The sequence below is a fragment of the Streptomyces sp. NPDC017095 genome (genome assembly GCF_044332325.1).
Lineage (GTDB): Bacteria > Actinomycetota > Actinomycetes > Streptomycetales > Streptomycetaceae > Streptomyces.
In genome coordinates, this window is the sequence record NZ_JBIROU010000015.1 from 77,733 (window position 1) to 102,079 (window position 24,347).

20 protein-coding genes are annotated in these 24,347 nt (G+C 73.6%); 14 read left to right on the forward strand and 6 right to left on the reverse strand.

The annotated features are described in order from the left end of the window. Positions 1 to 31: 31 nt before the first annotated feature. Positions 32 to 2,428, reverse strand: a complete 2,397-nt coding sequence (locus ACH4OA_RS26855; protein ID WP_397971514.1) for an FUSC family protein — start codon at positions 2,426 to 2,428, stop codon at positions 32 to 34. A 607-nt stretch (positions 2,429 to 3,035) separates the two neighbouring features. Here ACH4OA_RS26855 and helR point away from each other — a divergent pair. Further along, positions 3,036 to 5,207, forward strand: coding sequence for an RNA polymerase recycling motor ATPase HelR (gene helR, locus ACH4OA_RS26860; RefSeq protein ID WP_397942061.1), 2,172 nt, complete (start codon positions 3,036 to 3,038; stop codon positions 5,205 to 5,207). A 59-nt stretch (positions 5,208 to 5,266) separates the two neighbouring features. Continuing rightward, the gene (locus ACH4OA_RS26865; protein ID WP_397971517.1) at positions 5,267 to 5,800 is read left to right on the forward strand and encodes a GNAT family N-acetyltransferase; all 534 of its coding nucleotides are present in this window, start codon (positions 5,267 to 5,269) and stop codon (positions 5,798 to 5,800) included. A 332-nt stretch (positions 5,801 to 6,132) separates the two neighbouring features. Here ACH4OA_RS26865 and ACH4OA_RS26870 read toward each other — a convergent pair whose 3' ends face one another. Then, positions 6,133 to 6,588 carry a MarR family transcriptional regulator gene (locus tag ACH4OA_RS26870; protein WP_365880303.1) on the reverse strand — a complete coding sequence of 152 codons (456 nt, stop codon included), beginning with the start codon at positions 6,586 to 6,588 and terminating at the stop codon, positions 6,133 to 6,135. Positions 6,589 to 6,682: 94 nt separating this feature from the next. On the opposite strand from ACH4OA_RS26870, the gene ACH4OA_RS26875 reads away from it, so the two are divergent. The 9 genes from ACH4OA_RS26875 to ACH4OA_RS26915 all read left to right on the forward strand — a co-directional run bounded on the left by ACH4OA_RS26875 (position 6,683) and on the right by ACH4OA_RS26915 (position 17,841). Continuing rightward, a complete protein-coding gene (locus ACH4OA_RS26875) occupies positions 6,683 to 7,012 on the forward strand; it encodes a rhodanese-like domain-containing protein (RefSeq protein ID WP_365880301.1) in 330 nt (109 codons plus the stop codon). 16 nt (positions 7,013 to 7,028) lie between these two features. Continuing rightward, positions 7,029 to 7,598 (forward strand): YceI family protein, encoded by a 570-nt coding sequence (locus tag ACH4OA_RS26880; protein WP_365880299.1) that lies wholly within the window; start codon positions 7,029 to 7,031, stop codon positions 7,596 to 7,598. A gap of 950 nt (positions 7,599 to 8,548) precedes the next feature. Continuing rightward, positions 8,549 to 9,742, forward strand: coding sequence for an aminotransferase class I/II-fold pyridoxal phosphate-dependent enzyme (locus ACH4OA_RS26885; protein WP_397942065.1), 1,194 nt, complete (start codon positions 8,549 to 8,551; stop codon positions 9,740 to 9,742). Beyond that, on the forward strand, positions 9,732 to 10,325 hold the full coding sequence (locus ACH4OA_RS26890; RefSeq protein ID WP_397971520.1) for a DUF6190 family protein: 594 nt from the start codon (positions 9,732 to 9,734) through the stop codon (positions 10,323 to 10,325). The genes ACH4OA_RS26885 and ACH4OA_RS26890 overlap by 11 nt, the downstream gene beginning before the upstream one ends. Before the next feature lies 1 nt (position 10,326). Further along, complete coding sequence (locus ACH4OA_RS26895; RefSeq protein ID WP_397971523.1) at positions 10,327 to 11,124, forward strand: dihydrodipicolinate synthase family protein; 798 nt, start codon at positions 10,327 to 10,329, stop codon at positions 11,122 to 11,124. Then, positions 11,121 to 12,008, forward strand: coding sequence for an iron-containing redox enzyme family protein (locus ACH4OA_RS26900; protein ID WP_397942070.1), 888 nt, complete (start codon positions 11,121 to 11,123; stop codon positions 12,006 to 12,008). Before ACH4OA_RS26895 ends, ACH4OA_RS26900 begins: the two co-directional genes overlap by 4 nt. Then, positions 12,005 to 13,315 (forward strand): methyltransferase domain-containing protein, encoded by a 1,311-nt coding sequence (locus tag ACH4OA_RS26905; protein ID WP_397946920.1) that lies wholly within the window; start codon positions 12,005 to 12,007, stop codon positions 13,313 to 13,315. Before ACH4OA_RS26900 ends, ACH4OA_RS26905 begins: the two co-directional genes overlap by 4 nt. A gap of 30 nt (positions 13,316 to 13,345) precedes the next feature. Beyond that, positions 13,346 to 17,116: a multicopper oxidase domain-containing protein gene (locus tag ACH4OA_RS26910; RefSeq protein WP_397971526.1), complete on the forward strand. Its 3,771-nt coding sequence runs from the start codon at positions 13,346 to 13,348 to the stop codon at positions 17,114 to 17,116. Further along, complete coding sequence (locus ACH4OA_RS26915; RefSeq protein ID WP_397942075.1) at positions 17,113 to 17,841, forward strand: DsbA family protein; 729 nt, start codon at positions 17,113 to 17,115, stop codon at positions 17,839 to 17,841. The genes ACH4OA_RS26910 and ACH4OA_RS26915 overlap by 4 nt, the downstream gene beginning before the upstream one ends. A 236-nt stretch (positions 17,842 to 18,077) precedes the next feature. Here ACH4OA_RS26915 and ACH4OA_RS26920 read toward each other — a convergent pair whose 3' ends face one another. After that, positions 18,078 to 18,437, reverse strand: coding sequence for a 5-carboxymethyl-2-hydroxymuconate Delta-isomerase (locus ACH4OA_RS26920; protein ID WP_397971529.1), 360 nt, complete (start codon positions 18,435 to 18,437; stop codon positions 18,078 to 18,080). A 231-nt stretch (positions 18,438 to 18,668) separates the two neighbouring features. Here ACH4OA_RS26920 and ACH4OA_RS26925 point away from each other — a divergent pair, with 231 nt between their 5' ends. Further along, entirely contained in the window at positions 18,669 to 19,106 is a 438-nt protein-coding gene (locus ACH4OA_RS26925) for a hypothetical protein (RefSeq protein ID WP_397971532.1), read from the forward strand. 278 nt (positions 19,107 to 19,384) lie between these two features. On the opposite strand, the gene ACH4OA_RS26930 is transcribed toward ACH4OA_RS26925, so the two are convergent. Further along, positions 19,385 to 20,665 carry a glycoside hydrolase family 88 protein gene (locus ACH4OA_RS26930; protein WP_397942079.1) on the reverse strand — a complete coding sequence of 427 codons (1,281 nt, stop codon included), beginning with the start codon at positions 20,663 to 20,665 and terminating at the stop codon, positions 19,385 to 19,387. A 175-nt stretch (positions 20,666 to 20,840) separates the two neighbouring features. Between ACH4OA_RS26930 and ACH4OA_RS26935 the strand changes: the two genes are divergently transcribed. Continuing rightward, on the forward strand, positions 20,841 to 21,497 hold the full coding sequence (locus ACH4OA_RS26935) for a maleylpyruvate isomerase N-terminal domain-containing protein (RefSeq protein WP_397971535.1): 657 nt from the start codon (positions 20,841 to 20,843) through the stop codon (positions 21,495 to 21,497). A 43-nt stretch (positions 21,498 to 21,540) separates the two neighbouring features. Here ACH4OA_RS26935 and ACH4OA_RS26940 read toward each other — a convergent pair whose 3' ends face one another. After that, entirely contained in the window at positions 21,541 to 22,302 is a 762-nt protein-coding gene (locus tag ACH4OA_RS26940; RefSeq protein ID WP_397971538.1) for a VCBS repeat-containing protein, read from the reverse strand. Between the two features lie 218 nt (positions 22,303 to 22,520). Here ACH4OA_RS26940 and ACH4OA_RS26945 point away from each other — a divergent pair, with 218 nt between their 5' ends. Next, the gene (locus tag ACH4OA_RS26945; protein ID WP_397971541.1) at positions 22,521 to 23,234 is read left to right on the forward strand and encodes a hypothetical protein; all 714 of its coding nucleotides are present in this window, start codon (positions 22,521 to 22,523) and stop codon (positions 23,232 to 23,234) included. A gap of 52 nt (positions 23,235 to 23,286) precedes the next feature. On the opposite strand, the gene ACH4OA_RS26950 is transcribed toward ACH4OA_RS26945, so the two are convergent. After that, positions 23,287 to 24,180, reverse strand: coding sequence for an NAD(P)-dependent oxidoreductase (locus ACH4OA_RS26950; protein WP_397942086.1), 894 nt, complete (start codon positions 24,178 to 24,180; stop codon positions 23,287 to 23,289). Positions 24,181 to 24,347 lie beyond the last annotated feature (167 nt).

Sequence of the window (24,347 nt, forward strand, 5' to 3'; positions counted from 1 at the left end):
GTGCCGTCGCCGCGGTGCCTCCCGTCGCCGCTCAGGGCGGCGGTGTCCGGGCGGCCGTCCGGTAGGCGGCCGTGCCGGTTCCCAGCGGAGGGCCGGGGTGCGCGAGCCGGGTGAGGTCGGACATGAGCGAGTCGAGCCAGGCCACGGTCGCGTAGTAGCGCCGCGGAGCGCCGGGCGGCTCGGCGGTGAAACCGGTCCGGGCCGGGTCGATCAGCGGTACGGCCGCGGGGGTGTCCTCTCCCGGATCCAGCGCCGCCGAGACCAGCAGCATCCGTCCCGCCACCCGCTCCCCCAGCATGCCGGCCGACTCGGCGGCGGCCGGTCCCAGCGCGGTGGGCGGCGGTTCGAGCAGCCGGGCCGAGCCCCACAGGGTGTGGTGCCCGGCGATCAGCGTCGCCTGCCAGTCCACCACCGGCGACGCGGCTCCCCGCCGCCGGCCGCCGAGCGGCGGCGGCTCGCTCTGCAACTGCGCGTACGCGGACTCCGCGAGGACGACGGCGCGTTGCAGTGACCGGTGCCCGGTCCTCCCCGCCTCGGTGGCCGCCGCGCCGCCCGCCACCGAGGCACTGGTCGCGACCACGATCTCCGCCGCCCGGCGCAGCAGTTCGCCGCCCGCGCGCCGCATCTCGTCATGGGCGCCCCGGGGCCAGGCCAGCACACCGAAGACGGCGCCGATCGCGCTGCCGACCAGCACGTCGAGCATCCTGACCTCCGCCAGCCGCCACGTCGGCAGCGCCAGCTGCGCGAAGACCAGCGCCGCGAGCACGGTGAACAGTCCCTGCGCCCAGCCCACGCCCCGGACCGGTCCCACGGTGAAGGCGAACAGCATCCACACCGGCAGCAGGACGGCGTAGACGGCGGTGTCGGCGCCCACCAGGATCAGCACTCCGGCGCTGAGGAGGGCCCCGGCCAGCGTGCCCGCGAGCGCCAGGCGGACGGTGCTCCAGGTCTCGCCCAGCGTGGTACGGGTGAGGGTGAGCGTCGCCAGCATGGCCCAGAAGCCGTGCGGCAGGGTGTCCACGCCGGCCACGAACCGGACCGCTGTCAGGGCCAGGGCCATCCGCGTCGCGTTCTGGAAGAACACCGACCGGCGCCCGGCGTGTCCGCGCAGCCGGTGCCACCACAGCGAGGGCGCCGGGCTCGTGGCGTACCAGAAGCGGCCCACCGGCGACGACAGCGCGGCCACCTCCGCCGCCGCGTGCCGCCCGCGCACCGCCAGCCCCGCCGCGGCGCCCATCGCCAGCGCCGCGTCGGCGATCTCCAGCACGGCGGCGTGACTCCGCAGAACGGCAGGCGAGAACCCGGCCACGAAGGCGCCCCCGCCGGACACCGACCCGATCCCGCCGGGCACGGACACATACGCGCCGGACCGGGTCCCATCGAACGCGGACCCACCGGGCACGGACACATGCGCGCCGGGCCCGGGCCCGGCCCCACCCCGCGCGGGCCCCGCGCCGTCCGCCCCCCGCGTGTCCCCGCCGGACGCCGACCCGCTGCCGCCGGGCAGCGCCGGGGGGCCGGCGCGGGGTCCTGCGGACAGTGCGGAGAGGTGGGCCCGGGCGGCGGTGAGGGCGTGTTGCTGGGGTGTGGGCGGTGTCCCGGTGCGCAGGCAGGCGGCGGTCGCCCCGGCCAGTTCCGCCACCGCCCGCAGGACCGCGGTCACACCGGGGGCCGGTCCGGCGGGCAGCCCGACCAGCCTGCCGAGCAGGGTGCGGATGGCCAGCCCGGTGTGGGCGAGGGCGCGCTCGCGCACGCCGGGTCCCGCCGGACGTTCCGCTTCCGGCACGTTGAGCGGGCGCAGCGCCTGGCCCGCCCGCCGGGCCGCCCGCGCCTGCGGTTCCGGCAGGGCGCGCGCGGACGCGGCGAGGAGCGCCGCGCACCGCGCGGCGGCCTCGGCCGCCCGGGCGGACCGCTCCCGGTAGGACATCGGCCGGGGCTCGCGCAGGAGCAGCGCCTCGGCCACCGCGAACAGCACCGTCCCCAGGGTCGTACCGGTCAGGCGCTCGCCGAGGGAGCCGGGGTCGTACGGCGGGAACGACGGGAGGATGTAGAGGAGTTGGAGGCCCGGTGCCGCTCCCGCCGGCCGCGGGCCGCCGACGGCGGCGAAGGCCAGCGCGAAGCCGACCACCAGCATGCCGACCACCGCGGTCCAGGTCCGCACCGACAGGAAGGTGCCCGCGGCCACCAGTACCCAGCACACCGGCAGCAGCCGTGCCACCACGGCCGCGCGCTGTCTTCCGGTGCCCGGGATCCTGGCGAGCCCGCCCAGCGCGACCACGGCGAACAGGGCGTAGGTCCCGGCCACGGGGCGGCCGAGGCCGTAGCGGAAGGCGTAGAAGCCGGCGGCCGCGACCAGGGTCACCCGCAGCGCGCGGCGGCCCGAGGCGGCGTAGGCCGCCGGCAGCCGAGCACCCGGAACACCCCGCACCCCTTCAGCATCACGCACCCGGGGGCTTCCGGCACCTTCCGGCAGCAGCACGCACCCGAAGGCTTCCGGCACCCTCCGGCCGGCATCCGGCGGGCGGGCGGGGCGGCGGGACACCCACGGCGGGCGCCAGGCCGGCCGGCACCGCGCGGTGGAGGAGAAACGACAAAGGCAAGGAGGTCACGCGCTCCTTGCCACTTTCAACTTATAGCGCACCGGGGGGCTTGCGGCAAGGCCCCGGTCGTACCGCAGAATCGTCGGCCTCGGCCAGGAACCGAGGGAAACAGGGGTTTTGCGGAGTGCGTGTGCTGTTGTCTGTGAAGAGGTCGCCCGGAGATGGCGTACCGTCGTCGGGGCTCGTCGCGCGGGCGCGCGGGCGCGCCGCTCGGGTGCGGGCGGGCGCGGCGCCGCACCGCGCGGCCCCGGTCCGCCCCGGGTCCCGCGCACACCGGTGGGGTGCCGGCGCCCGGCGACGGACGTCGTCGGCCGCGTGGCCGCTGTCCGGTACGGCCGCTTGACCAGGGCCGCCCTTCCTTCCGGGCGTCCCGGCCCGGCGTCCACAGCGCACACCGCGCAGCCACCAGCGGTCTCATCACTTCGGAGCGATCACGTGTCATCACCCCTGGCCACCAGCGCCTTCCACCTCCCCGAGCGGCTGGCCGCGAAGGCCGACCCGACGCTGATCGCGGACGACGAGAGGCACTTCGCGGCCATCGCGGAGTGCCTCGAGGAGACGATCGCGGAGTTGTCGGGCCGGCTCGCCGTCGAGCGCAAGGCGCCCGGCGGCACCGGCCGGCAGGCGATGGACCGGGACGCGGAGATCCACCGGCTGACCGCCCGGCTGCGCGCGCTGCGCCGGTTCGGGCTGGACCTGTGCCTCGGCCGCATGGTCGCCGCGGACGGCTCCGGGCCCGTGTACGTCGGCCGGCTCGGCCTCACGGACAGCGCGGGCCGGCGGCTGCTGGTCGACTGGCGCTCCCCCGCGGCCGAGCCGTTCTTCGGAGCGACCCACGCGAACCCGATGGGGCTGGCGAGCCGTCGCAGGTACCGCTGGACGGACGGCCGGATCACCGACTACTGGGACGAGGTGTTCACCCCGGAGGGGCTGGTCGGGCACGCCGCGCTGGACGACCAGTCCGCCTTCATCGCCGGCCTCGGCGGCAACCGCTCGGCACGGATGCGGGACGTGCTCGGCACCATCCAGGCCGACCAGGACGCCATCATCCGGGCGGGCTCGCGCGGCGCCCTCGTCGTGGACGGCGGCCCGGGCACCGGGAAGACCGTCGTCGCCCTGCACCGCACCGCCTATCTCCTGCACGCCGATCCCCGGCTCGGCCACCGCCGGGGCCGGGTGCTGTTCGTCGGTCCGCACCGGCCGTACCTGTCCTACGTCGCGGACGTCCTGCCCAGTCTCGGGGAGGAGGGCGTGCAGACCTGCACGCTGCGGGACCTCGTCACGGAGGGGGCCGCGGCGGTGGCCGAGGCCGACCCGGAGGTGGCCCGGCTGAAGTCGTCCGCGCGGATGGTGGAAGCGATCGAGCCGGCCGTCCGGTTCTACGAGGAGCCGCCCACCGAGGGCATGAGCATCACCACGCCCTGGTCCGGCGTCCGGCTGAGCGCCGAGGACTGGGCGGTGGCCTTCGAGGCGGCGGAACCCGGCGTTCCGCACAACGAGGCCCGCGACCACGTCCTGGAGGAACTGCTCACCATCCTGGTCGACAAGCACGACGGTGACGCGCCGCCCGAGCTGCTGCGCAGGTGGCTGCGGGGCAACAGGGAGCTGATCGACACCTTCGACCGGGCGTGGCCGCTGCTGGAAGCGGCCGACCTCGTCGGGGACCTGTGGTCGGTGCCCGCCTATCTGCGGATGTGCGCGCCCTGGCTCGGCCGGGACGAGGTCCGGCTGTTGCAGCGCGCGGACGCCCAGGCGTGGACGGTGTCCGATCTGCCGCTCCTGGACGCGGCCCGGCAGCGGCTCGGCGACCCGCGGACGGCGCTGCTGCGGCGCCGGCAGCAGGCCGTCCTCGCCGCGCAGCGTGACCGCATGGCGCGGGTCGTCGACACCCTGGTCGAGGCGGTGGCCGTCTCCGGTGCCGACGGTGACGACGGCGAGGGCCTGGTGGCGATGCTGCGCGGCGAGGACGCGAAGGTGAGCCTGGTGGACGAGGCCGAACTGCCGACCGCGGACCCGGATCTGCTCGCCGGGCCGTTCGCGCACGTCGTGGTGGACGAGGCGCAGGAACTGACGGACGCGGAGTGGCAGATGCTGCTGCTGCGCTGCCCGTCGCGGAGTTTCACCATCGTCGGGGACCGCGCGCAGGCCCGGCACGGGTTCGCGGAGTCGTGGCGGGAACGGCTCGAACGGGTCGGGTTCGACCGGATCGGCATGGCGTCGCTGACCGTCAACTACCGCACCCCGCAGGAGATCATGGCGGAGGCCGAGCCGGTCATCCGGGCCGTGCTCCCGGACGCCAACGTGCCGACCTCCATCCGGCACGGTGACGACCCCGTCCGCCACGGCTCCGTCTCGGAGCTGCGCCCGCTCCTCGACGGCTGGCTCGCCGCGCACGCCGAGGGCATCGCCTGCGTCATCGGCGCTCCCGAGGTCCCGGACACCTCCCGCGTCCGGTCGCTGCCGCCGGAGCTGACGAAGGGACTCGAGTTCGACCTGGTCGTCCTCGTGGACCCGGAGCGGTTCGGTGACGGCGTCCAGGGAGCGGTGGACCGCTATGTCGCGATGACCCGGGCGACCCGGCAGCTCGTCGTCCTCACCAGCTCCTGACGCCGGCCGGACGGGCGGCCGGGACATGGGACGATCCGGGGAGGAACGAGGAGGAGCCGATGCGGTTGCGTGATGTCACACCGGACGACGTCGACGCCTACGTCCGGATGCGGTGCGACCCGGACATGATGGCCGGGCTCGGCGGGCCGCTGCCGCCCGAGGGGATGGCGGACAGGGTCGCGCGGGACGCCGAGCAGGCGGCGGCCGGCCTCGCCTGGTACAAGATGATCGTCCCGGACCCGGGCAGCCCCGGGGTGGTGGCGGGCACGGTGGCCCTCTGGTCCCATGACGCCGGCGACGGGCCGTTCTCCGAGATCGGGTGGATGGTCCTGCCCGAATTCCAGGGGCGCGGTCTGGGCAAGCGCGCCGTCCGCGCGGTCCTGGAACAGGCCCGGGACGCGGACCGCTGGGGGCTTGTGCACGCCTTCCCGGCGACGGACAACGCGGCGTCGAACGGCATCTGCCGGTCCGTGGGCTTCCGGTTCCGCGAGCGGCTCGACGTGACGTTCGCGGGCCGGACGATCCGGTCCGACCACTGGACCATCGACCCGCGCACGGAACTGACGGCGGCACGGCGGGAGCCGGCGGCGTGACGACGGCACGGACGGCGCGCATGCCGACCGGCGGCGGGCGGCGACGGTCTCCGCTGTGGACTCCTGTGCCCATGTGACGACGCCCGGCGACGCGCCCTGCGACGCCCCGACGCCGGACCCGGCACCGGCACCGGCACCGGCACCGGGTCCGGCGTCGGGTCCGGTCCGGGCCTGGGAGGCGGCAGCCGGGCCGGACTGCCCCGACGACCCGTCCACGACCCCGACCCCTACCGCGGCGGCCACCAGGCCGGCCGCGCAGGGGCGTCGGGTGTGCCCCGGCCTCTGATGAAGGCCGGTACCGGAGCCGGCGGGCGTGAGCGACGGGCCCGGCTTCAGGACAGGCTGATGTCGGTGTGCGCGTGGGCCACCCGCAGCAGCGCGTCCGTGAGCACGCCGGCCTCGTCGTCGGTCAGGTGCCGGGCGAAGTGCTCCCAGATGCCGCGCAGATAGACCGGCGCGGTCTCGCGCAGCGCGGCCAGACCCTCGTCGGTCAGCACGGCCCAGGTCACCCGCTTGTCCATGGGATCGGGCCGCTTGCTCACCAGGCCCAGCCGCGCCATCTCGTCGACCAGCCGGCTGACCCGGGTGCGGCTGAGGACCACCCGCTCGGCGACCTCTTGCATGCGCAGGCCGCGCTCGCCCCCGGCGCGCAGTTCCAGCAGCACGTCGTACCAGGTCAGGGGGATGCGACCATCGCGCTGCACGTCGCTTTCGATCGCGCGCACGGCGGCGTTGTGGGCCAGCAGCAGCGCTCGCCACGCCTCGACTCGGTGCTCACCTTCATTCACACCACGAGTGTAACGGGACTTGCGTGCGTGCGCACGCACCGAATAGGATGTGTGCGGACGCACGGATTTGCCGCTTCGAACGGAAGGCACGCACATGGTCCAGGTGATCACGCGCGACGAGCTGAAGAAGAAGATCGACGAGGGCCTGGTGACGGTCGTCGAGGCCCTGCCCCCCGAGTACTACAACGACAAGCACCTGCCGGGCGCGCTCAACCTGCCGCACGACCAGGTGGACCAGCTCGCCCCGAGCCTGCTCCCCGACAAGGAGGCGGAGGTCGTCGTCTACTGCGCCAACGGCCCCTGCGCCAACTCGGGCATCGCGGCCGAGCGGCTGGCCGAGCTGGGCTACGTCAACGTCAGGGAGTACAACGACGGCAAGGACGACTGGGTCGGGGCCGGTCTGCCGACCGAGTCCGGCGCCTGAGCGGAGGACGGACCCCGTGACCACTTCCCCGACCCGTACCGTCGACGGCGTGGAGCTGCCCGCCGCCGGCACCTGGAAGATCGACCCCGGCCACGCCGAAGTCGGCTTCGTGGGACGGCACTTCATGCTGACCAAGGTCCGCGGCCGGTTCACCGGCGTGGACGCCACCGTCGTCATCGGCGAGCGGCCCGAGGACAGCAAGGTCAGCGCCGTCATCGACATGGCCAGCGTGGACAGCGGCGACCAGACGCGCGACGACCACCTGCGCTCCGCGGACTTCTTCGACGCGGAGAAGCACCCGAAGGCCACCTTCGTCTCCACCTCGGTGACCTGGGACGGCAAGCGCGGCACGCTCGCCGGCGAGCTGACCATCAAGGACATCACCCGCCCGGTGACCCTGGAGGTGGACTACCTCGGCTACGCGCGCGACCCGTGGGGCAACGACCGTACGGTCTTCTCCGCCCACGGCAAGGTCAACCGCGAGGACTGGGGCCTGACCTGGAACATGGTCCTGGACTCCGGCGGCATCCTCGTGTCCAAGGAGATCGAGCTGTCGCTGGACCTCGAGGCGATCAAGGAGGCCTGACCTCCACGATGAGGGGCCCCGGTGCGCCGGCCTGCGCACCGGGGCCCGTCCCTCATGCCGTCACGCGCCCCACAGCGCGCCCGTGCACCACCGCGCGCCCTACCACACGTCCGCACGCCCCACCACACTTTCACGCCTCCCGCCCGCACACCCGCATGCCCGCCCACCGACGCTTTTGTTCGGCCACGCGCCCACTCGGCCGCCACAGCGGCGCGAGCGGCGTGCCCCGCGCACACCCGCCTCCCAACTCCTCATGTTGGAAGGCGTGTTGTCGTTGCGAACCCGGGGACGCCCGACGCGGATGAGTCCCGCGACGGGGGTCGAATTACAGCCATCCCACGCTGTGCGGCAGGGCCAGTTGGCAGGGGTGGGCGCCGTAGGACACCGGAGCGCCGGTCCGTGCGGCGGCCGGCCGTGCGGGACGCGCTCCGGGAGCCGGCCGGCGCGCGCGCCGGGGCGCCCGGCCCCTGCGGCCGGCCGCGCGCGGCGCCGCCGCTGCCCTGGTGCGTCTCGCCTGGCGGACAGGGGAATGCGGCGCTCCGCGCACGGGGACCCGCGCGTGTTTTTCCGCTAAGTTTCGGCGGCTGCGGGCACCCCTGCGGAGGGCCGCGCGGAGCCCGCACCGCATTGCCAGAACATGGCGTGGTTATGACGGTGAGCCGCTTGTCCCGCCGCCGCAGCGTGTGGCACAGTCTCACCACTCGGACAGAAGTCCGTATACGGGGGTATACATGTCTGGAACTCGTTTCCGAGATCGCGTCGAAGCCGGCGACGGGCATTTCCGCCTCCTTCCGTAGGCACACTTCTCCCACCGTCCTCAAGTGACGGTTTTCCGCGTGCCCCGGGCCGCGGTCCACAGCAAGAAATCCTCTGCACACGAGCCGTGCCGTCCCGCGCACCGTGACGGGCCCGCTCGTGCCCAACTCGTACGCCGTACGGCTGGAGGAGCCATGACCTTGCACGCCGGCACCACTTTGCACACCGCGCACGACCAGCGTCTGCTGGACCTGACCCAGCATGAGATCCAGGCCCTGCGAACCGAGTTCAACCTCGCCGACGCCCACACCCACCAGCGCCAGTCCGCCGCCCAGCACGAGATCGTCGGCCGGCTGCCCCAGCTGTGGTACGAGGCGGAGGAGGGTCTCCAGGCCACCTACGAGGAGCGCTTCGTCGAGGCGTTCTTCCGTCTCCACCGGCAGCCGACCGCCCTGGCCAGGCGCAAGACGCTGCTGTCGTACGCCGCCTCCATATCCACCATGGTCGTGGCGATGTACCTCAAGCAGCAGCGGTCCGCCGTCACCCTGGTCGAGCCGTGCTTCGACAACCTGCACGACGTCCTGTCGAACATGGGCGTGCCGCTGTACCCCGTCGAGGAGTCGGCGCTGCACGACCCCGACCGGATCTACGCCGAACTCAAGCGCCGGGTCCGCACCGACGCGCTCTTCCTGGTCGACCCCAACAACCCCACCGGGTTCACCCTGATGCAGCACGGCCGCAAAGGCCTGGAAGAGGTCGTCCGGTTCTGCAAGGACCACGACAAGCTGCTGATCATCGACTTCTGCTTCGCCTCGTTCACCCTCTACGACCCCGAGCTGGCCCGGTTCGACGTGTACGAGCTGCTGGAGGAGTCCGGGGTGCGCTATCTGGCCATCGAGGACACCGGCAAGACCTGGCCCGTGCAGGACGCCAAGGCCGCCATGCTCACGGCCAGTGACGACATCAAGGAGGACATCTACAACCTCCACACCAGCGTGCTGCTCAACGTCTCGCCGTTCGTCCTGAACATGCTGACCCAGTACGTGGAGAACGCCCGGGCGGACGGCCTGGCCTCGGTCCGCGAGGTGCTGGAGACCAACCGGGCCGCCGTGCGGGAGGCGCTGCGGGGGACGGTCCTGGAGTACCAGGAGCCGGTCGCCAGGACCAGCGTGGCCTGGGCGCGGATCGCCCACCCCGAGCTGACCGCGACCGAACTCCAGCGGGACCTGCGGACGGAGGGCGTGTATGTGCTGCCGGGGCGGTACTTCTACTGGAGCCAGCCCGGCCGCGGCGAGCCGTACGTGCGCCTGGCCCTGGCCCGTGAGCCGGAGATGTTCGCCGGCGCGATGACGCGGCTGCGGAAGGTGCTGGACCGCTATGCCCGCTGACACCTCCCTGGCGGGAACCGACGTGCCGGGCCGCCAGGTGTTCATCGACGCGGCGCTGTTCCTCGGCATGCACAGCGCGGACGACGGCCTGCGCGTGGTCTGCAAGGCGTTCTTCGTGGAACGGCTCGCCGGGCGCGTGGTCATGAACCTGGAGCAGGTGGGCCACTGCGACGACGTGATCTGGAGCCACTCGCGGGAACTCCAGGACCTGTACTACCCGTTCATGGACCAGCTCCACACGGTCATGGACATCAGCCGCGTGGCCTACGACGCGGCGGACGTCCGCCTGGCCCTGTCCGGCTCGGCCGTCCCGCGCCGGCTGCCGTTCACCGACCGGCTGCTGCTGGCGATGGTCGTCAACCGCAGGGGGCTGCTGCACACCACCGGCCCCCGGTCGGCCGCCTTCGCGGGGCTGCCCGTGCACGCCGAGACCGCCTGGCCCGCCGGCGTGCCGGAGCCCTCCTTCCCCGAACCGCTGGAGCGGCTGTACCGCGCGTCGCTCGCCCTGCGCCTGCCCGCCGACCGGCTGGGCACACCGGCGGCGGGCCGGGCCGGGCGCGGGGCCGTACCCGAGGGAGTCTGAGATGTTCCAGGGAGTGATCGCGGCCCTGGTGACGCCGCTCTCGGAGACCGACGGGGTCTCCGAGAGCGGGGTCGCCCGGCTGCTGGACACCGTCCGCCCCCATGTCGACGCCCTGCTGCCCAACCTCAGCACCGGCGAGGGGCGCCGGCTCAGCGACCGGCAGTGGGAGGACATGCTCACGGCCACCGTCAAGCACTCCGGCGGTCTGCCCGTCCTCGCCGGCGTCCTGCGGCCCACCACCGGCCGGGTGCTGGAGCGGGCCCGGGTCGCGGCGGACCTCGGCGCCCAGGCGCTGGTCGCCACCACGCCGTACGGCACGGGGGTCACCCAGGACGAGATCCTCCGGCACTTCACCGAGCTGAGCGAGCGCGGCGGCCTGCCGGTTGTCGTCTACCACGGCACCGAAGTCGCCGGGAACGCGGCCGAGTTCGACACGCTGCTGCGGATCTGCGAGCTGCCCTCGGTGGTGGCCGTCAAGGACTCCTCGGGCAGCGCGGCCTTCACCCGGCGGCTGGTCGGGGCCCGGCCCGGGGCCCGTGTCCTCGCCGGGCTCGAACACCTGTTGCTGGAGTCCGGGCCCGTCGACGGGTACGTGGTGGCGCTCGCCAACATTGAACCGGAGCTCTGCGCCGACCTGTTCGCCGGACGGCTCGAGGACCCGGCCGCCCGCCTCGCCGAGGCCTGCGCCCGTTACGGCCTGGCGGAGGACGACTGGTACCGCCGGCTCAAGACCGCGCTGTACCGCCGCGGTGTGCTGGAGACGGACAAGGCCGTGCGGATGGCGGAGGTGGAGGGGTGAACACCACGGCGCACAGCGCACCGGCGGCCCCCGCGGCCGCACCGGGTTCCGGTGCCGGGTCGGTCCACCGCGAGCTGTTCCGGCTCAACCGGGCGCGGCTGGACTCCCGGCTGCTGGCCCGGGTCGAGGAGATCGAACGCGACTGGATCGTCCCGCTCGTCGAGTCCCTGGACTCCGACGGCGTCCCGGTGACCGGCCGGGCCGACTGGCAGCGTCTGCTGGCCGGGCTGCTGGCCGAGGAGCGCGCGGGCAACCCGGCCGGCGCGTACCTGGCCGAGCGGGCGAGCCGGGAGGAATTCACGCTGGTCGTCCGGGAGTTCGCGCTCGACGGGCTGACCGAGGCGCAGAACTTCTTCCCCGCCGTGCCCCGGCTGCCGATCAGGGCGCAGATGGCCGTGATGCGGGTGCTCATCGACGAGTTCGGCTGCGGCAACCTCCAGCAGGCGCACTCCCAGCTCTACCGGCTGCTCCTCGCCGAACTCGGACTCCCGCAGGAGCCCGAGGACTTCGTGGACACCACCGGAGACGAGACGTTCCAGTTCCTCAACGTCTTCTACTGGCTCACCCAGCGCGCCGGGCACGTCGAGTACTTCCTCGGCGCGCTGGCCTATCTGGAGGCCTCCATACCGGACGCCTTCACCTACCAGGCGCGGGCCTGTGAGCGGCTCGGCATCCGGCACGGCCGCTACTACACCGAGCACCTGCACATCGACACCTTCCACATGCAGGAGATGCAGTTGGCCATCAAGGAGTACGAGGCGGCGTGCGGCCTCGATCCGGCCCGGCTGTGGACCGGTGCCCGGCTGCTGTCGCGGCTGATCGGCGGCGCCTTCGACGCGGCCGTGGCCCGCGCGCGGGAGTCGGCCGGCGGGGTGGCGGCATGACGGGCGGCGCCGGCGAGCCGTCGCTGACGGAGCTGCCCGGCGACCGGCTGCGGGTCCGTGTGGCCGGCCGGGAGTTCGTGACCGACGCCGCCTGTCCGCACCGCAAGGGCAGGCTGGTGCACGGCTATGTCAACGCCCGTACGCTGCGCATCAGTTGTCCGCTGCATCACAGCGCCTTCGACCTGGCCACCGGCTGCCCGGCCGGCGGCCCCGCCGAGGACCCGCTGACCGTGCACCGGGCCGGTGTCTGGCCCGGCTACTACCGCACCGAGCAGGTGTGGCTGCCCGCGTCGGAGCAACTGCTCGACTGGGGCGAGGAGTTCCACGAGCTGATGCTCGGCGACGAGCTGCGCATGACGGCTTACCAGGCCGCCGTCGCCGAGGCGGTGCGGCCTGGGGACACCGTCCTCGACCTGGGCACCGGCACCGGCATCCTGGCCCGCTGGGCGCTGGAGGCCGGGGCGGCCCGGGTGTACGGCATCGACCTCAACGAACGGGTGCTGGCCATCGCCGCGGAACGGCTGGCCGGGGCCGGGTTCGCCGACCGCTTCGTGCCGCTCGCGGGTCTCTCCTTCGACGTGGAGCTGCCCGAGCGGGTCGACGTCGTCGTCTCCGAGATCATCGGCAACCTCGCCGACAACGAGAACCTGTCCGTGATCCTCGACGACGCCCGGGACCGCTTCCTGCGCCCCGGCGGCGCCATGCTGCCCCGCCTGGTGGACAGCTTCCTGGTGCCGGTGGCCGCCGAGGACGCGCACGCGCAGCTCACCGGCTCGGCGCCCGAGGACGCGGGCGGCCCGCGGCGGTTCGCCGCCCTGCTGGCCGCCCGCGGCGCCCGGGACGCGTTCTCGCTGTACTACGACGTGATCCTGCCGGTCTCCGGTCACCTGGCCGCACCGGGCCTGGTGCGGCGCTACACACCGGGCACCGCGCCGGCCGGACCGGGCCGCACCCCGGACTCGTACGACGTGCCGCTGGTGTTCACCGTGCAGCGGGACGGCGTGTTCACCGGGTTCAAGGGCTACTTCACCGCACTGCTGTCCGAGACGGTGGCGCTCGACATCTCCGGTGACGACATCGAGGGGCGCACCACGTCCGACAGCTGGAAGCACTGCTACCTGCCCGTCGAACGGCCGGTGCGGGTGCGGCGCGGTGACCGGATCGCGATGACCTTCAGCCGGCGCGGCGGCCGGGCCGGCAGCCCCTTCGGCCAGACCTACGCCTGGGAGGGGCGGGTCCTCTCCGGTGCGCGGGTGCTGGACCGGTTCGCCCACAGCACCGGTCCCGCCACCGGCCCGGCCGTATAACCACATCACACGGGGGAGTCCACAGCGAACATGAGCAGCACAGTGTCACCGGCCGAGCGGCACGGCGACGGGCGTCCCGTGCGGACGTACGACGTCGTCGCGCTCCATGTGCCCATCGCGTACAACGAGTTCGGCGACCACGACCGCAACGGCGCGCTGTACGCGCTCGCCTCCGACGCCCCGGAGCTGCGGGAGCTGGCGGCCTCCTGGCCGCAGCCGTTCCCCAGCTACCTGGACCAGCCGGAGCTGGTGCCCGGCCCGCACCCGCTCGCCCGCCCGCTGGTCCTGCGGGTGCGGCGCGGCGAGCGGCTGCGGGTCCGGCTGGCCAACGAGCTGCCCCGCCCCGCCGGCATCACCCTCCAGGGCGTGCGGTACGACGTACGCGCCATGGACGGTCTCGCCGCCGGCGCCAACCCGGACAGCAGCGTGCCGCCGGGCGGCACCCGCGTCTACGAGTGGGTCTGCGAGCACGAGGGGGTGTTCCACTTCGGGGATCTGTCGGACGCCCGGGGCGAGGGCACGCAGAGCCACGGCATGGTCGGCGCGGTGGTGGTCGAGCCACCGGGGGCGACCTGGACCGACCCGGAGACCGGAGCGCCGCTGGCCGGCGGGCTGTACGCGGACGTCCATCTGCCCGACCGCAGCTTCCGCGAGTTCGTGGTCTTCATGATGGAGTACCCCAGCAACGACAACCCGGCGGTGCCGCCGCCGATGCCGGGCCACGGCCACGGCGGGGGCGGCGGGGACCACGGCGGACACGGCGCGGCCGGCGCGCTCCGCCGGTCCTCGGCCGCCGGCTCGCCCGCCGTGGAGCCGGACGGCCGGGACACGGTGGACGACCTCACCCCGGTCAACAACGCGATGCTGCCGGTCAACCACCGTATCGAGCCCATGGAATGGCGGATGTACCGCTACCAGCAGCTCCTCGCGGAGGGCCGGATCGACCCGGTGCGCGACGCGGTCATCGGCGAGGAGGTGCACCACAGCTCCTGGCTGTTCGGCGATCCCGCCACCCCGGTCCTGCGCGGCTACTGCGGTGACCCCACCGTCATCCGGCTGGTCCACGGCGGCATGCGGGACACCCATGTCTTCCACACGCACCTGCACCAGTGGCGGCTGCGGCCGGAGGACGAGAACGCGCCGGTCGTCGACTCCGTCAGCATCGGCCCGCAGGAGGCCATGACCCTGGAGCTGATCGGCGGCCTGGGCTCCCGGCAGGGCGCGGTCGGCGACTCGATCTGGCACTGCCACATGTACGTCCACTTCCACATGGGCATGTGGGGGCTGTTCCGGATCTTCGACACCCTCCAGGACGGCACCGGCAGCTATCCCGACGGGCGGACCGTCCAGCCCCTCGTCCCGCTGCCGCGCCGCCCGGCCCCGCCGGCGCCGACGCCCGAGCGGCCCGGTTTCCCCGGCTTCCTCGCCCAGTCGGCCACCTTCCCGCAGAAGAACCCGCGGCCGCCGCGGACCCCGCTGCAGCCGCCCGGCATGGGCCGCGAGCCCACCGCGCTGGAGGCCGCCGCGTTCGTGGCCGACCCGCAGCCCGGCGAGGCCTTCACCAGGATCGGCCCGCCGGACGCCCCGGTCCGCCGCTACCACCTGGTGGTCACCAACGGCACCCTGTACTACCACGGCGACCCCGCCGACGAGCACGCCACGACCTGGCACGACCACAACGCCCACTTCTACGTCCTGGCCGAGGAGATCGACGAGGCCGGCGGTCTGGAGGAGTTCAAGCGGCAGCTCGCCCAGGGCGAGCGGACCCTGGAGCCGCTGGTCATCCGCGCCCACAAGGGCGAAGTGCTGGAACTCACCCTGACCAACTGCCTGCCGGCCGGCCCGCAGGCGGAGTCGGCGTTCGACCCGATGCTGCCGTTCCAGCCGGAATGCGGACTCCACACCCACCTGGTCAAGTACGACCCGCTGATCTCCGACGGCTCCGCCGTGGGCTGGAACTACCTGTCCGCCACCACCACCGCCGACCAGGGTCCCGAGGCCCACGGCCAGTACGGCTCCTGGACCTACCGCTGGTACGTGGACGAGGAGTTCGGCACCGTCCTCTTCCACGACCACCTGCTCGCCAACTACCGCCAGCGGCACGGCCTGTTCGGTGCCCTCATGGCCGAACCGGAGGGCGCCGTCTGGGTCTCGCCGCACGACCACGGCACGGAGCTGCGGCGCGGCTCCCAGGCCGTGATCAGGAAGGCCGACGGCACGGCGCACCGCGAATCGGTGCTGGTGATCGGTGACTTCGTGCCGCTGGTCAGGCACGGCCACGGCGACCACGGCGGCCCGGTCAACCCGCCGCCGGTCGCCGGTGCCCCGGACGACCAGGGCGCGATGGGCGTGAACTACCGCAGCGAGCCGCTGTCCGAGCGCGGCGGGGACCCGGCCCACTGGTTCTCCAGCGCCGTCCACGGCGACCCCGGCACCCCGTTGCTGCGCGGCTACCCCGGCGAGGACGTGCGCCTGCACGTCGTGCAGGGCTCCCAGGACCTCCAGCACAGCTTCACCGTCTCCGGCGCCCGCTGGCGCCAGTGGCCGGGCCGCGCCGACACCGCATGGCGCAACCAGCAGACGCTGGGCATCTCGAACGTCGCCGAGCTGGCCCTCGCCCCGACCCTGGGCGCCGGCGACCACCTGTGGTCCTTCAGCGCGGGCAACGACCTGTGGCTGGGCTGCTGGGGCCTGCTGCGCCTGCACGACCGCCCGCAGCACGACCTGCCGCCGCTGCCCGGCCGGACCCCGGGTGTCCCCCGGCCGCCCGCCCGCCACCAGGTGCGCCGGTACACCGTGCGCGCCCGGGCCGAGGTCATCGCGTACAGCCCGCTGCGCGTCGACCCGTACGGTCTCGTCTTCACCGCCGACAGGGACGGCGGCCCGCAGGAAGGGCCGCTGGTGCTGCGCTGCCGGGCCGGCGAGTGGGTGGAGGTCACCCTGATCAACGAGCTGGACGGGCCGCCGCCGGCCAGCCCGCTGGACCCGCTTCTGATGGGCGAGGCGGATGCCGGGGCCCGGACCGTCTCCGGGCGGGTCTCGCTGCACCCCACGCTGCTCGACTTCGACGTCCGCACCGACGACGGCGCCCACGTGGGCCGCAACCCGGATTCCACGGTCAAGCCCGGGGCCTCCCGGACGTACCGCTGGTACGCCGCCGAGCCCGGCGTGGTGCTGCTGCGCTCCCACGCGGACGCCGTCTCGCACCCGCGGCGCGGTCTGGCCGGGGTGCTGGTGGTGGAGGAGGCCGACGCCACGCCGTACGACCCGGACACCGGACGCGAGCGGTGGACCGGCGAGCGGGCCGTGGTCCGCCGTCCGGACGCCGAACCGGTACGGGAACTGGTCCTGCTGTCCCAGGACGGCCTGCGGCTGTACCACGACGGCGATCTCACCCAGCCGGTCACCGACCTGTTCTCGGACAGCCCCGACGACGCCGGCCAGAAGGCGTACAACTACCGCACCGCGGCCCTGCACCCGCTGGACCCGGTCCTGTCCGACCCCGCGCCGCCGACCCCGCTGCTCGTCTGCCGGCCCGGCGACCAGGTGGCCGTCCATCTGGCCGTCGCCTCGCACCGGATGCGCAACCAGTGCTTCACCGTGCACGGACAGGTGTGGGACGCCTCCGAGACCGGTCTCGGCTGGTATGTGTCCACCATCGGCGCGCTGGGCTCCGGCAGTACCCGGACGGTGCGTTTCCGCGCCCAGCATCCTGGAGATCACGTGTACCGCACCGGTAATCTCCACTGGGGCCTCAGCGAGGGTTGGTGGGGGCTGATCCGCATCGAGGAGACACCATGACCCACACGACCACCGGCACGGTCCGCAGCACCGATCCCCGGCTGCCCGCCGCGCCCGACACCATCGCCGTCTACACCGACCTGAACTGCTCCTTCGCCCACGTCGCCGTGCACCGGCTGCACGAGACCCGGCGGCGCCTGGGCCTGGACGGGCGCATCTGGTTCGACTTGAGGGCCTTCCCGCTGGAGCTGTTCAACCGGGAGGTCAACGCGCGGCCCGGGGTGGACTCGGAGATCTCCGTCCTCGGCGCGCTGGAGCCCGAGGCCGGCTGGCGGCTGTGGCAGGGCCCGGACTGGACCTACCCGGTGACCACGCTGCCCGCGCTGGAGGCGGTGCACGCGGCCAAGTCCCAGGGCCTGGCCGCGAGCGAGCGGCTCGACCGGGCCCTGCGCCGCGCCTTCTGGGCCGAGAGCCGGTGCATCTCCCAGCGACATGTCATCCTCGACATCGCCGAGGAGACCGGTGTGGTGGACGTGGCGGCGCTGGCCGAGGCCCTCGACGGCGGCACCGCCCGCCCGGCGATCATGGCCCAGTACGAGTCGGCCCGCGACGGCCGGGTCGACTGCAGTCCGCACCTGTTCCTGTACGACGGCACGGACAGCGCCAACCCGGGCATCAAGGCCCGCTGGGTCAACGGCGGTTTCGGCGTCGGCTACCCGGTGATCGACGAGGACCGCCCGGAGGTCTACGAGCAGCTCCTCAGGCGGGCGGCGGCATTGCTGTAGCCCGCCCGGACGTCTCCGGACGCCGTCGGCCGCCGGGAGGCCGGTCGGCGGCGGAAGGCGGTCGGCGGTCGGCGGTCGGCGGCGCGAGGTGACCGGGGCTCGGACCGCGCAGGCCGGTATACCGTTCGGCCAGGCGGGGCGGCGGTGAAGCGGGCGGCGGTGCGGTGACCCGGTCCGGCGCCCGCGAAAGGGACCGGAGCCGACGCGCAGAGCCCGGCGTGATCCGCGGCGGAACCCTACGGGGCGGACGAGGTCGACAGCCGGTAGGTGCCGGACAGCTCTCTCACCTCCACCGAGCAGACCGCCTCCGCACCGGCCGCCCGCAGGTGCGCGCCGAGCAGGGCCAGCACGCTCTCCGCCAGCCGCGCCCGCTGTTCCTCGGGCCGGCCGGGCAGGAGGCCCACCTCCACGTGCACGAAGCCGGACTCCTCGCACGACATGTCCCCGACATAGGTGTCCACCGGGCGGACCAGTGTCTTGCAGACGCCCGCCGAACCGGACTCCTCGAGGACCAGCGGATGCAACTCCTTCACAAGGACGCTCGCGTCGAAGACTCCGGCCAGACGGGAGGAGTAGTCGAGGGTGAGGTGCGGCATGCGGGACCTTTCACACGACTCTGGTTTCTCTAGGCAACTATTTTCCCTCATGGCCTCCCGGACCCGGCGCACACCCCCGGACCCCGTTCCACCGTGGACGTATCGTCGTGCCGGTCGGTGTGGGTCTCGCACATGGTTGGGCGGCCACCTTGGCGGCACAGGTCAAGGAGACCGAGGAGCGGCAGTAGCGGCGTCCACCAGCTCGTCGAGGTCTACGACTGGCCCGCCGCCATGGCCGCGGAACTCGTCCGCCACCACCGTGTGCTTCCCGTGCTGGACGGCCTTGACGAGATGGATCCCACCCCACCGGACGGCATGCCCTCAGCGGGCGCCGCACGCGCCCTGGCAGCACTGCGCGCACTCAACGCCTACCAGGAAGGCCGCAGTCCCGGACCCCTCATCCTGACCTGCCGCACCATCCACCACGACGCCCTTGCCTCGCGGACGCGAACGCCGGACGCCGCGCGCAACGACATCGACCCTGTTCCCGCCTCACGCGCGGGCGCTGACCTGGTACTCCACCAACTCTGGCCACTGGCCGGACACCGCCGCGTCCGCGTCGCAGACGCGCTGCTTACCGCTTTCGCCGTTCCTCTGCCACCGCTCTTGCTCACCCTGCTCCTCTTCGCTGTCCTCCCCAAGGAGACTGGTGCTGTGCCGCCGGGATGATGCGTCTGCCGGGAACCGCCTACCAGTTCCGCCACCGCGAACTTCGGCAGTGGCTCGGCGATCACCCGAATCCTGCCGCCGACAGGGCCGACCAGACAGACATGCCCACACAATGACGACGGCGGCCGCCCTGACCGCGGGTACGGTGACCCTGGCCGCCGGGTACGCCGGGACGGCTCGTCTGCTGGGCGTCGAGGAACTCCGGTGACTGCCCGGCCTGCGCTGAGACCACCCACCCGGTCACACACCGACCCAGCCGGCCGCCGGGCCCGCGTGCCTCACCCGGGCTGGGAGAGGTCTATCGCGCGGTCGATCCGGTCGGGGCCGAGTACGCGCAGGATGCCCTCGAGCAGGTAGTAGTCGGCGTAGGGCAGCGAGATCTCGATGCCGTCCTCCGCCGGGCGGTTGCGGGTGCAGCGGGCCACGACCGCCTCGGCGCGCGCGGAGTTGCGGGTCAGGCAGGTCTCCGCCAGCGCGGTGAGCATGCGCAGCGCCACGTCGCGGTAGCCGGGCCGGCCGGTCGCCGCGTGCAGGTCCAGCAGTCCGCACGCCATGACGGCCCCGGCGGACGCGTCCTTGACGTCGTACGGCTGCTGCGGCGCGCGGTAGTCCCAGACCGGGACGTGGTCCGGGGTCAGCGCGCCGATGGCGAAGTCGGCGAGTCTGCGCGCGGTGTCCCGGAAGCGGGTGTCGCCGGTCCTGCGGTACATGGTGGTGAACCCGTAGATGCCCCACGCCTGTCCGCGCGACCAGCAGGAGGCGGGGCTGTAGCCCTGCACCGTACCGGGGCCGAGGGGTGCGCCGGTGTCCGGGTCGAAGTCGTACACGTGCGGCGTCGATCCGTCGGCGCGGGGGAAGACGCGCTGGGCGGTCCGGGCGTGCGCCACGGCGATGTCCAGGTACCTGTCGTCGCCGGTCTGCCGGCTCGCGAACACCAGCAGGTCGAGGTTCATCATCGTGTCCATGATGACCCGGCCCGCGTTGGCGGTGTCCGTGAGCGCGCCCCAGGCCCGGATGAATTCGCCGCGCGGGTTGTACCGCCGGCTCAGGGAGTCCGCCGCGCGTAGCGCACCCGTGCGCCACTCCTCGTCGCCGGTCAGGCGCCAGGCGGTGACCCAGGACGGGGAGAACAGGAAACCGAGGTCGTGTGTGCTGGTGTCGTCCTGCCGGGGCGCCAGTTTCCGGGCCCACTCGACCGCCCGGGCGCGGAAATAGTCGTCCCCGCTGTGCAGCCACGCCATCCACAGCGTGCCGGGCCAGAAGCCGCCCACCCAGTCGCCGGTGTGCGAGTACGTCCATTTCTCGGACCTGGTGCCGACCGGGAAGCCGGTGACACGGGGCGCGACGTCGCGGACCTTCGCGACGGCGTAGTCCGCCGCCGCGGCGAGCGTCCGCAGGGTCGCCGCCGGGTCCTGCCGTCCGGGCGCCCCGGGAGGGACCGCGGCCGGCCGGGCGGCGGCTGCCACGGAAGGTGCCGCGCTCGCGGCCGGGACCGCGGCCGCGCCCGTGACCGTCGCACCGGCCGCCGTGGCCAGCAGCGCACGCCGGGAAACACTCATGTTCGCCCTCCGACTCCGAGGTCCGCGGGAGAAGTCGACCGAGCTTCGCACACCGTTCCCGGGCAAGTACACCCACGTGTGAGAAGTTCATGTGGGTGAACCGACGGCTCGTGGCGGGCGGTACGGCGGCGGACGGCGTCCGGCGGCTCCTCCCGGGCGCTGCCAACTTGCGGGCGTGGAACTCTTCTCGCGTTCGTGGGCGGCGCTGCGCGCGGCGGTCGCCGGTCTCGCCGACGAGGACTTCGCGCGGCCCTCCGGCTGTACCGGCTGGCTCGTCCGGGACCTGGTGTGCCATCTGGTCATCGACGCCCAGGACGTGCTGATCACCCTGGCGACGCCCGCCAACGGGGAGCCGACGCACGACGCGGTGACCTACTGGAACGTCACGGACACACCACCGGCCGGCGACGACCCGCTGGACGCGCTGACCGTGCGGCTGGCCGCCGCGTACGAGGACCCGGGACTGCTGAAGTTCCACCTGGACGACGTCGGTTCCGCCGCGGGACGCGCGGCCGGGCCGGCCGGTCCCGGGCAGTGTGTGCGCACCCAGGACATGGTCCTCACCGTCGCCGACTACCTCAGCGCGTACGTCCTGGAGTGGACCCTGCACCACCTGGACCTGATCGCACACCTGCCGCACACACCGGGGCCGCCCGCCGAGAGCCTCACCCGGGCGCGCGCCCTGCTGGAGGAGATCGCCGGGGCCGCCTTCCCCGCCTCCTGGTCCGACCAGGACGCGCTGCGCATCGGCACGGGCCGCCGCACCCCGACCGCCGCGGAGTCCGACCAACTCGGCGCACCTACCGGCAGGTTGCCGCTCGTGCTCGGGTGAGGTCCGCTGCCGCGCGGGCCTGTGGCCGGGGCCCCGGCGCGGTTCAACGGCCGGTCCCGGCCCGGCCGGTCGTGCCGCAGACCGGGTAGAAGGGGCCCAGCCCGGCGTGGGGAAGGCGAACCGGAGGGTGGTAGCCGGTGGCTCCGGCGTCCGTGGCGTACGCACCTGTGCCGGCCGCCAGTCCCGTGCGCGCGTCGCCGAGACGGACCTGGAACTCGTAGGAACCGTCGCCGGCGTAGGTGTACGCCACCAGGTCCGGGTACCGGTCGTGGTTGTAGTCGGCCACGGCGATGTCCCGCGTGGCGCCCAGGTCGAGCCGGGCGGTGCGCCGGGCCCGGCCGGTGTTCGAGAAGGGCCCGAACCGCAACTCGGCGACGCGGGGCGGCACCGGGTCGTCGCCGCCCTGTTCCGCGCCCGCGACCACGGCCAGGTCGCTCCAGCCGTCGCGGTCGAAGTCCGCCACGGCGGCGCGCACATACCGCTGCCGGCTTCCGGTGCGGTCGGCCAGTCCCCGCGCCGCAACGGTCCTCCCGTGGCGGGAGCCGGTGCCGAAGGTGACGGTCAACCGGGCGCCACGCCCGGAGGGATCGGTGATCCGGTCCGGGCGGCCGTCGTTGTCCACGTCGGCGATCAGGTCACCGGAGTCCGTGCGGCACGCGGCCACGGCGGGCGGCGCGGCCGGGCGCGGCGGAGGCGCGCCCAAGGAGTCCTCGCAGCCGGCGAAGAGCAGCAGCCCGGCCAGGACCAGGGCAGTCCGGGCGAGGTGTCCCGGCCGCGGACGACCGCCGTGCGCACATGCTGCCATAGTGAGGGAGGGTAGTCATCGGGCGTGCGGGGCGCGGGAGTCGGGACCGGGTGCCGGGCCTTCCCGGTGGCCGGAGGCCGCCGCGCCTGGGGCAGGCAGCAGTGAAACGGGTTAACCCACCCGTATCATCCAGGTGACGCACCGTCCGGAGCGCGGAGGTAAGAATGCCGGAAAGCACTGGGTCCGTCACCGAACTGGCTTCTCAGTATGTCAGCCAAGTGACCAAGGATCTTGAACAGAATCTCAGGGAACAGGACCGCATCACCGACGAAATCGCCGCTCTGCAAGAGCAGTTGGCCACTCTCCAGCACGACCATGCCACGCTGCTGAACATGCAGCAGGCGCTCGGCATCGCCGCATCGGCCGGCGGCGCGGTCGTACCCGCCCCACGGACCAGGAGTGGTGGCGCGCGACGGTCCGACGCCAAGACCGCGAAGACCGCGAAGAAGCCGCGGACCGCCAAGACCGCTGCCGGACAGACGAGCGCCGCCAAGCCGACGACCGAGAAGACGGCTGCCAGGAAGACGGCGACCGGCAAGACGGCCGCCAAGAAGCCGGCGGCCGGCAAGCCGGAGGCCGCCAAGCCGGCGGCCGGCAAGGCGGTTGCCGACCAGCCGGCGGCCGTCAAGGCGGCGCCCGCGAAGGCGGCACCCGCGAAGGCGACTTCGCAGCCGGCCCAGCCCACGCTGGTCGAACTCGTCCGCCGGTACCTGGCCGAGCAGAACGAACCCCGTTCCGCCGCGGAGGTCGCCGAGGCGCTGGGCCGGGCCCACCCGGACCGCGGCGTCCAGACCAAGGTCGTACGCACCACTCTGGAACACCTCGTGGCCCGCAACGGCGCGCACCGCAGCAAGCAGGGCACGTCCGTCTTCTACACGGTTCCCGAGGAGCCGGCGCCGCAGTCGGCGGAGGCCACCGGCACCGCCGAGTGATCCCTGTCGGGACTTCTCGGACGGCCGGGGCTTCCCAGACGACCGGGGCTTCTCAGCCGGCCGGCCGGCCGGGGTCGAAGCTGGCGAAGTAGGCGGCGACCATGTCCTCCTCGGCGTGGCCCTGCGCGGCGGCGCGCTCCAGACGCTCCGCGCTCGCGGCGGCCACGTCGAGCCGTACCCCGTGTTCCTCGCCCGCCCGGACGATGAGCCGGGCGTCCTTGGCGGCCGTGGCCACCGCGAACTGGGCGGGGGTCAGCGGGCCGTCGAGGAGGAGCTTCGCCTTGGCCCGCAGGTATCCCATGTCCAGCGGGCCGCCGGCGATGGCGTCGAAGAAGTCGTGCGGGTCCACGTCGAGTGCCTTGGCGAGCGCCAGCACCTCGCCGGTCGCGGCGGTGGCCGCGATGACCCAGCTGTTGGCGACGAGTTTCAGCCGGGTCGCGCTGCCGGCCGCGCCGTCCTCGCCGGTCCACACGGTACGGGCCCCGACGGCGTCGAAGACCGGTGTCACGGCGGCGCGGTGCCCGGCCGGGCCCGCCGCGAGCACGAGGAGCTGACCGGCCTCGGCGGGCTGGCGGGTGCCCAGCACCGGCGCGTCGAAGAAGACCAGGCCCTGGTCGCGGGCGAAGGCGGCGAGGTCGCCGATGGCCTCGACACCGGCGGTGGTGGACTGCACCCAGGCGACCCCGGACCGCAGCGCGGGCGCGGCCTCGCGCATGACCTCCAGGGCGGCGGGACCGTCGTAGAGCATGGTCAGGACGACGTCGGCGCCTTCCACGGCCTCGGCGGGCGTGCCGGCGACGTGCGCCCCGTCGGCGGCGAGCGGTTCGGCCTTGGCGCGGGTGCGGTTCCAGGCGCGGACGGTGTGTCCGGCGCGCACGAGGTTGCGGGCCATCGCGGCACCCATGATGCCGGTGCCCAGGACACTCACGGTGAGTTGGTCGGTCATGACTTCAACTTCCTTGCTGTGAACGGTAGTTGACGGTCGGAGTGGATCCGTGTCCCGGGTGGGGACACGGTTCCGGCCGCCGGACCGATCTTCCACCAGCCGGCCGCCCGGCACGCCGAACCGCTCCCCGGGCGCGCCGCCCCGCCGACACACCACCGAAGCGCGGC

What these genes read in the sequence shown, in the direction of transcription:
- ACH4OA_RS26865 (WP_397971517.1), top strand. Translation starts at nt 5,267, where the DNA reads ATGCGGTTGCGTGATGTCACACCGGACGACGTCGACGCCTACGTCCGG.
- ACH4OA_RS26905 (WP_397946920.1), top strand. Translation starts at nt 12,005, where the DNA reads ATGACGGGCGGCGCCGGCGAGCCGTCGCTGACGGAGCTGCCCGGCGAC.
- ACH4OA_RS26940 (WP_397971538.1), bottom strand. Translation starts at nt 22,302, where the DNA reads ATGGCAGCATGTGCGCACGGCGGTCGTCCGCGGCCGGGACACCTCGCC.
- ACH4OA_RS26930 (WP_397942079.1), bottom strand. Translation starts at nt 20,665, where the DNA reads ATGAGTGTTTCCCGGCGTGCGCTGCTGGCCACGGCGGCCGGTGCGACG.
- ACH4OA_RS26890 (WP_397971520.1), top strand. Translation starts at nt 9,732, where the DNA reads ATGCCCGCTGACACCTCCCTGGCGGGAACCGACGTGCCGGGCCGCCAG.
- ACH4OA_RS26925 (WP_397971532.1), top strand. Translation starts at nt 18,669, where the DNA reads ATGGCCGCGGAACTCGTCCGCCACCACCGTGTGCTTCCCGTGCTGGAC.
- ACH4OA_RS26920 (WP_397971529.1), bottom strand. Translation starts at nt 18,437, where the DNA reads ATGCCGCACCTCACCCTCGACTACTCCTCCCGTCTGGCCGGAGTCTTC.
- ACH4OA_RS26885 (WP_397942065.1), top strand. Translation starts at nt 8,549, where the DNA reads ATGACCTTGCACGCCGGCACCACTTTGCACACCGCGCACGACCAGCGT.
- ACH4OA_RS26895 (WP_397971523.1), top strand. Translation starts at nt 10,327, where the DNA reads ATGTTCCAGGGAGTGATCGCGGCCCTGGTGACGCCGCTCTCGGAGACC.
- ACH4OA_RS26875 (WP_365880301.1), top strand. Translation starts at nt 6,683, where the DNA reads ATGGTCCAGGTGATCACGCGCGACGAGCTGAAGAAGAAGATCGACGAG.
- ACH4OA_RS26910 (WP_397971526.1), top strand. Translation starts at nt 13,346, where the DNA reads ATGAGCAGCACAGTGTCACCGGCCGAGCGGCACGGCGACGGGCGTCCC.
- ACH4OA_RS26915 (WP_397942075.1), top strand. Translation starts at nt 17,113, where the DNA reads ATGACCCACACGACCACCGGCACGGTCCGCAGCACCGATCCCCGGCTG.
- ACH4OA_RS26950 (WP_397942086.1), bottom strand. Translation starts at nt 24,180, where the DNA reads ATGACCGACCAACTCACCGTGAGTGTCCTGGGCACCGGCATCATGGGT.